This window comes from Ornithinibacillus halophilus (genome assembly GCF_900129485.1).
In the GTDB taxonomy this organism is placed as follows: domain Bacteria; phylum Bacillota; class Bacilli; order Bacillales; family Amphibacillaceae; genus Ornithinibacillus; species Ornithinibacillus halophilus.
Map to the genome: position 1 here is coordinate 1 of NZ_FQVW01000081.1, position 7586 is coordinate 7586.

7 protein-coding genes are annotated in these 7586 nt (G+C 34.0%); 4 read left to right on the top strand and 3 right to left on the bottom strand.

What is annotated here, in order from left to right; all coding sequences use genetic code 11:
* The first annotated feature begins 135 nt into the window (after positions 1-135).
* Positions 136-432, top strand: a complete 297-nt coding sequence (locus BUB12_RS16860) for a hypothetical protein (RefSeq protein ID WP_072892077.1) — start codon at positions 136-138, stop codon at positions 430-432.
* Positions 433-698: 266 nt separating this feature from the next.
* On the opposite strand, the gene BUB12_RS16865 is transcribed toward BUB12_RS16860, so the two are convergent.
* The gene (locus BUB12_RS16865; RefSeq protein WP_072892078.1) at positions 699-1058 is read right to left on the bottom strand and encodes a YlbF/YmcA family competence regulator; all 360 of its coding nucleotides are present in this window, start codon (positions 1056-1058) and stop codon (positions 699-701) included.
* A 240-nt stretch (positions 1059-1298) separates the two neighbouring features.
* On the opposite strand from BUB12_RS16865, the gene BUB12_RS16870 reads away from it, so the two are divergent.
* Entirely contained in the window at positions 1299-2174 is an 876-nt protein-coding gene (locus BUB12_RS16870) for a PucR family transcriptional regulator (protein ID WP_072892079.1), read from the top strand.
* Positions 2175-2295: 121 nt separating this feature from the next.
* Positions 2296-3393 (top strand): ABC transporter ATP-binding protein, encoded by a 1098-nt coding sequence (locus BUB12_RS16875; RefSeq protein ID WP_072892080.1) that lies wholly within the window; start codon positions 2296-2298, stop codon positions 3391-3393.
* Positions 3394-3639: 246 nt separating this feature from the next.
* Here BUB12_RS16875 and BUB12_RS16880 read toward each other — a convergent pair whose 3' ends face one another.
* Both BUB12_RS16880 and fumC read right to left on the bottom strand, forming a co-directional pair.
* A complete protein-coding gene (locus BUB12_RS16880; RefSeq protein ID WP_072892081.1) occupies positions 3640-3840 on the bottom strand; it encodes an alpha/beta-type small acid-soluble spore protein in 201 nt (66 codons plus the stop codon).
* A gap of 179 nt (positions 3841-4019) precedes the next feature.
* Positions 4020-5405 carry a class II fumarate hydratase gene (fumC, locus tag BUB12_RS16885; RefSeq protein WP_072892082.1) on the bottom strand — a complete coding sequence of 462 codons (1386 nt, stop codon included), beginning with the start codon at positions 5403-5405 and terminating at the stop codon, positions 4020-4022.
* Positions 5406-5734: 329 nt separating this feature from the next.
* Between fumC and BUB12_RS16890 the strand changes: the two genes are divergently transcribed.
* Positions 5735-6643: a zinc dependent phospholipase C family protein gene (locus tag BUB12_RS16890; protein ID WP_072892083.1), complete on the top strand. Its 909-nt coding sequence runs from the start codon at positions 5735-5737 to the stop codon at positions 6641-6643.
* Positions 6644-7586 lie beyond the last annotated feature (943 nt).

The following is a 7586-nucleotide window of genomic DNA, read 5'->3' on the forward strand; positions in this document are numbered from 1 at the left end:
AATTAGATTAACTAAATTTGCGATTTAACGAAAAATCTTATTCAACTAACGGAGCAGAAGAGTTGAAGAAGAATTTCTAATAAATAAATCCGATTTAATTTAAAAATGAAGGAATTTACTTGAGGATGTGATTTAATGCAAGATATATTACAAGATTTTTTGAAAGTGGAGATTTCTCATCAAGACTATTATGACGGACTTATTCGTTTTATCTATTCTGGAAATATCAGATGCGGAGAATATGAATGCAACCAATATGTTGTAAAAAAAATGGATTTCTTAAACTATATTGTTTTTGCAGAATATGTAATTGATGAAAAGAGAGAAATTCACCAATCATTTTCTATTTCCAAAAGTAAGCTGCTTAAAGCAATTAATAACTATGCAAAGAAACAAGGATTTAAAATAAGAAGTTTTGATTGGGCTAATTAGTGAGGTACTAATTTTATTGTTCAATTAACGGGTGCTTTAGTTGAAGAAGACTATATAAAGAAATAGAACTTCCAGATATTTGGAAGTTCTAATTTTTTTATATAATATCAACATTAACCTTTAACAGAGCCTTATAATTATATATTCTATTTCTTATAATTCGAGAAAAAAGTCTAAATTCCTGCAAGTGAGCAAATTTAATGGATAAGAAAAATCCGAACTACATAATAGTTCGGATTCAAAAATCTCAATTGTATTAAGAACTTTTATTCTGTTGGTTCTCCACCTAAGCCATAAAGTTCTTCAAGTGGTTTTGTAATAATACGGCTAATATCATTGATAACCACATTTAAGCGTTGTTCTTGTTCCATTAGTTTAGAAATATCCTGATGTTGTTGTACAAGTTCAACTACTTTACGCGCTTGTTCTACTTCTTCTTCTGTGATTTCTTGTCCTTGCATTTGTTTTTCTTGCAATTGCATTTGAGTGTCACGGAAGTTTTCAAACATTTGCTTAGCAGATGGATCGTTCATAACAGCTTCAAATGCTGCTTTTAAATCTTGAAATTCCTCACTTTCACGAATTGCGCTTTCTAAATCATATGCACTGTCATAAATACTTGGCATGACAAATTACCTCCTCAAAATAATTAAACATGGTACTAAAACGATGAATTGACATCAATCGAATCATTTAATAATAAACAACACAAATATGTATTGTTACGTTATCATTATTTACCATATGTAGAGTGTAACAGACCTGTTAATTGATGTATACCGATAGGAAAATGATAATATTAGTTTCGATTAAAATCGTTGCTTGCTATAATTAAAGAAAGCAAACATGAAAAGAGGATTTTTTCAATGCTAACGAAACTACAACAAATTTTTCCTAACCTAGTACTGGATTCCCAAATTCCAACTAGTAAATATAACGAGTATGAGTGGTACCAAAACGATGACTTGGAAGTTTTAGGCATCCCAAGAGAAGAAATAACAGAAAAAGAGGTCCATTTGCTATCTACTTTCTTAACACCCTATCATCATTTCTTTCCTGAGGTAACGGAACAAGAAAAGAAATGGGAGTCTCGCATTCAGATGAATACTGAAGAAAAAATAGTACATCCTTTTCGTTTTGTTTTTTTCTCTATTCAACAGAAACAAATTGACCCAAAAACATTTAAAGAAGCGATAAATGAACTTTTCCATAAAGAAGTTTCTATTTTATGGGAAAATGATTATGAAGGAATTATCATTGAAGAAAAGACAACCATTGACGAAGATATTTCATATGAACAAATCATCGATATTCTTATTAGTGATTTATACGTTAATTTAAAAGTATTTGTGGGACCATATCAATATGACTTAAACAATATTAAACATCACTATGAGAACATCTTACACTCAGCAAAAGTTGCTTTTCAATTTACAGACAAAATTGTTCTTAGTTATATTGATGCAATTCCTCTATTAATTATGGATAAGTTAGGTACTTCATTTAAAGAAGAACTTAAAAACTCGATTTTAAAACATTATAAAAATGATAGTGAATTTCTACAAACCATTGAAATTTTTATTGAAAGTAACCTAAATATATCTGTTGCTGCAAAAAAGATGTATATGCACCGTAATAGTTTGCAATATAGGCTGGATAAGTTTCAAGAGCATACAGGAATTGATATCCGAGATTTTCAGCAAGCAATGACTGTATATTTTGCATTAATTGCTAATAAATAAGTAGTCTGGTAAACATGCACAAAAGCTTTCTACTTCTTTGTGCATGTTTGCTATATTTTTTTAAGACAAGATTCGATATAATAAAGTTGTAAAACGCTTACAAACGGTGGAGGTTATTTAAATGGCAGAATTAAAACTAGAACATATTCAAAAGAAATACGATAAAGACGTTATAGCTGTAGACGATTTCAATCTTCATATTCAAGACAAAGAATTTATAGTATTCGTAGGTCCTTCTGGTTGTGGTAAGTCAACAACTCTTCGTATGATTGCAGGACTAGAGGAAATCTCAGATGGTGAACTTTATATTGATGAAAAGAAAATGAACGATGTTGCTCCAAAAGACCGTGACATTGCAATGGTTTTCCAGAACTATGCACTTTATCCACATATGAATGTTTATGATAACATGGCATTCGGTTTGAAATTACGTAAATTCAAAAAGGATGAAATTGAACAACGTGTTCAAAACGCTGCAAAAATTTTAGGTTTAGAAGCATACTTAGATCGTAAACCAAAAGCACTTTCTGGTGGTCAGCGTCAACGTGTTGCATTAGGTCGTGCGATTGTCCGTGATGCAAAAGTATTCTTAATGGATGAACCTTTATCTAACCTTGATGCTAAATTACGTGTTCAAATGCGTGCTGAAATTCAAAAACTTCACAAACGCTTACAAACAACAACAATCTATGTTACACATGACCAAACAGAAGCAATGACAATGGCTACACGTTTAGTTGTTATGAAAGATGGTATCATTCAACAAGTTGGTGCGCCAAAAGAAGTATACGATAAACCTGAAAATGTTTTTGTTGGTGGATTTATTGGATCACCTTCTATGAACTTCTTGACTGGTAAACTAACTGATGGGTATTTCCAAATGGATAAAATTAAAGTTAAAGTACCAGAAGGCAAAATGAAAATGTTACGTGATCAAGGCTATGTTAATAAAGAAATTATTTTAGGAATTCGTCCTGAAGACATTCATGATGAACCAGTCTTTGTAGAATCAACACCTGAAACTAAAATTACTGCACATATTGATGTTGCTGAATTAATGGGAGCAGAAACATTCCTATATTCTAAAGTGAATGATCAAGATTTTGTTGCTCGTATTGATTCACGTACAGATATTCATGGTGGAGAAGACATAGAATTAGCATTTGACATGAATAAATGCCACTTCTTCGATGCTGAAAGTGAGTTACGCGTACGTTAATTAAGAAAAGCACATGCTGTCAGAACTAGACGGCACTAAAATTTATTTCTTATAAAAGGTATTCAGTTTATAACTGAATACCTTTTTTTGCATTTTATGGAATTATTTCTATAACATAGTAAATACTACCATAAGAGTCAGATGTTCACTGATTCCTTGGAGATGCTTGTCATTCAAAAAGAGGAAAAGTCAGATGACTTTTCCTCTTGAGGCCATGGTTATTAGGTTAAGGTTTTTTATTATTAATTATTGTCCACCATTTAGTTGTTGTTGAGCTGTTTGTACTAGACGCTTAGTGATTTCTCCACCAACAGAACCGTTAGCACGAGAAGTTGTATCAGCTCCAAGGTTAACACCAAATTCAGACGCAATTTCATATTTCATTTGGTCTAGTGCTTGTTGTACACCAGGTACAAGCAATTGGTTTGAATTGTTGTTGTTTGCCATGTCTTATCACCTCCTGTACTAAGTATTGTTAACAGAATCCGATTTCTTATCACAAAAAAACATTGGTAATTTGTTCTTCTATTTCTAGTTTTTTAGGAAAAAACTGTCCCATGGAATTTCAAACGTAAAAAAACCACGATTGCTAGGCATCACCTAACAATCGTGGTTTTGTTGTCATCTTATTTTGGATATGTCATTTCTTCAGGTTTAACGTATTGATCAAACTCTTCAGCTGTCAATAATCCTAATTCTACTGCTGTCTCTTTTAATGTTGAGTTATCTTCAAATGCTTTTTTAGCAATTTTAGCTGCATTTTCATAACCGATATGTGGATTTAATGCAGTTACTAGCATTAGTGAATCATTTAGATACTTTTCAATTTGCTCATGATTCGGTTCAATTCCTTTAACACAACGCTCATCAAATGATAACATGCTATCTGCTAACAATTGTGCTGATTGAAGGAAGTTATAAGCTATTACAGGTTTAAATACGTTAAGCTCAAAATTACCTTGACTTGCAGCAAATCCAATTGTAGCGTCATTTCCCATAACTTGAGCAGCAACCATTGTTACAGCTTCACTTTGAGTTGGATTTACTTTTCCTGGCATGATTGAGCTTCCAGGTTCATTTGTAGGGATAGTAATTTCACCAATCCCACAACGAGGGCCACTTGCTAGCCAACGCACATCATTTGCAATCTTCATCAAATCAGCTGCTAATCCTTTAAGTGCACCATGTGCATAAACAGATTCATCATGACTAGTTAATGCATGGAATTTGTTAGGGGCAGACACAAAGTCTTTACCTGTAAACTCATTAATTGCAGCACAAACTCTCTCAGAAAACTCTGGATGAGCATTTAGACCAGTTCCTACAGCCGTACCACCAATAGCAAGTTCTTTTAAATACTGCATGCTTTGATCAATCATATTTTCGGACTTCTCTAACATACGGTGCCATCCACTAATTTCTTGTCCTAATGTTAATGGAGTTGCATCTTGTAAATGAGTACGACCAATTTTCACAATATCTTGAAAAGCATCCATTTTTTCTTTTAAGGTTGCTTTTAACGTACGTAAAGCTGGTAACACTGTATCATCTAATTTTAGCACCGACGCAATATGCATTGCTGTTGGGTATGTATCATTAGAACTCTGTGATTTATTAACATCATCATTTGGATGTAATCGAACGTCGCTTCCCTGTTCTTCTAACCACTGGTTACCAACAAAGGCAATAACTTCGTTCACATTCATATTTGATTGTGTTCCACTACCAGTTTGCCAAACAACTAATGGAAAATGTTCATTTAATTCATCATTTAAAATTCTTCTCGCCGCATAATCGATCGCTTCTGCTTTTTTAGAATCTAATAGACCCAAATCAGCATTTGCTTTAGCAGCACTATTTTTCAAAATTGCAAACGCTTTTATTATTTCATTCGGCATTACTTCATTACCAATTGGGAAGTTTTGTTTACTACGTTGTGTTTGAGCACCCCAATATTTATCTGCAGGTACCTTTACTTCCCCTAGTGTATCATGTGCTATACGGTAATCCATATGTATTTCCTCCCCTTGTTAGTTGTAAACTTGTTTCCCCTATCTTATTGTATCAAATTTTAGAGAATAGTTAATCAAAATTATCTTATTTCATATAAAATTTTATCTCTATAACCACTTGTTATGTAAATTCTATTTATGAAATTTTAATAAAACATGGCATTGGTCACAAAATTGTCTACTTATTTCACCAATTCCAGCATATTTTGTCTTATACTGTATATAGACATAATGGAATTTCGGAAAAGCAATTGATTAACTTACCATGTATTATTTCAGTAGAAAGCATATGTCTAAATACAATTATTAATAAGGGGAGGATTTTCGTAATGCCGAATATATGGACACATATGCTTTTTTGTGAAGATGTTGTGGACTCTATCGGAAAACCAAATCCATTTCCAAAATTAGAGCGTATCATGAATTTAGGGGCACAAGGTCCAGATCCTTTCTTTTACTATAATTTTTGGCCATGGGTAAAAGATGAGCCAGTAAATGAAATTGGACTATTATTACATCAAAAACACTGCGGTGAATTTTTGATGGATTTAATTGTGTCGGTCAAAAATAAATCTGAAGAATTAAAAGCTTATGTCTTTGGATTCATTACTCATCATATATTAGATCGAAACACCCATCCTTATGTACATTATCGAGCGGGCTATGAAGGAAGCAAGCATCAAAAATTAGAAATAATTATTGATACGATTATGATGAAGCGAAATAAAAACATGGACACTTGGAAAGTTCCTGTCTATAAAGAAATCAATGTAGGAAGCACCTTAAATGAGGATTTAGTTGAACTGTTATATGAAAGAATTAATAAGTATTATCCTGAAGCATTTCGCGGGTCTCCGAGTTACATTAATAAATCCTATAGTGATATGAAACTTGCACTGCGTATTCTTGCTGATCCATATCATTGGAAAAATAAATTATTTAAGTCGCTAGTTTCTTCTTTTTCTCATCAACCTGTTAATGATGATGTGGACTACTTGAATATAAACAATGAACCGTGGTATCACCCTGCTACAAATGAACCAAGTACAAAAAGTTTTATTGATTTATATGAACAAGGACGAATTGAAGCAATCGAGATTTTAACAGCTGTTCTAAGCTTCTGGGAAGATGAACTACCTAAACATACGGTTCGTGAACGTATTGGAGATATCTCTTATGATACTGGCAAACCATTGAAGCTAAGATTAGAGAATAGATATTCCGACCCAATTGTTTAAAAAGAGCAGAGTTGTTTGTATTTATACATGAATTCTTCAAAGTAGATTGTGAGCAAACCTATGGTATGATGTGTTTTTGGCCGCTACGAAAAATACACTTCACTTTCACAGTGTCTTCTTTGCCGCAGGTGGCTGGTGAGCCTCCTCAGGCGCTTGCGGAGGACACTGAAAAACTAAGTGATAATAAAAAAATGAGTCCGACAATTCTATATGCAGTGTAGTGTGCAGGGGTTCGGATTCTGAGACAAAAGTGTTTAAATAAAATCCGAACTTTAAAGATTTAGATTTTTTATGAAATGTACTTGTAGTGTAATCTCTGCCGCTTCAGAAATACACTTCGCTTTCACTTCCAGCACAAGTGCGACATCTGTTCAAGTTTCCTTCGGTCACTTTCATAGTGACTTCTTTGCCGCGGGCGGCTGGTGAGCCTCCTCGAGCCGTATGCTCGTAGCTTACTCGGCAGAAGTTTTGCTCGTTGCTCTCCGGGGTCTCACCTATGCCTCTGCTCCCGCCGGAGTCTACGTGTATTTCTTACGCTAGTGTGTATTCTTAGACAATAAGAATTATGGTTCTACTGCAATATTACTAGTTGATTGGAGCGGAGGACAGTCGACTCCTTGAAAATGCATTTCCATTTGCATTTTCTGCGTGCGATGCTCCTCTGACGTAGCCTTCCTTGTCCTGCGGGAACAGCACGTGACCGAAGACCCCACAGCGGTGTTTTTCCGCGAGGAGGCTGAGGCCGTGCCCGCGGAAAGCGACTGTCCGCAGTGCAAATCAACAAAGCAGTTACATCAGAATTGAATAATTCATTAGAAATTAGATCTCACCTAAAGACTAACATTTAACTACCTTCATGGTAATTGTTCGACTTTGGATTATAGAGATTAAGTTGTGTTCCAGCCCTCTATGTGTATGACTTTTTTATTAATCGGACTTTTTC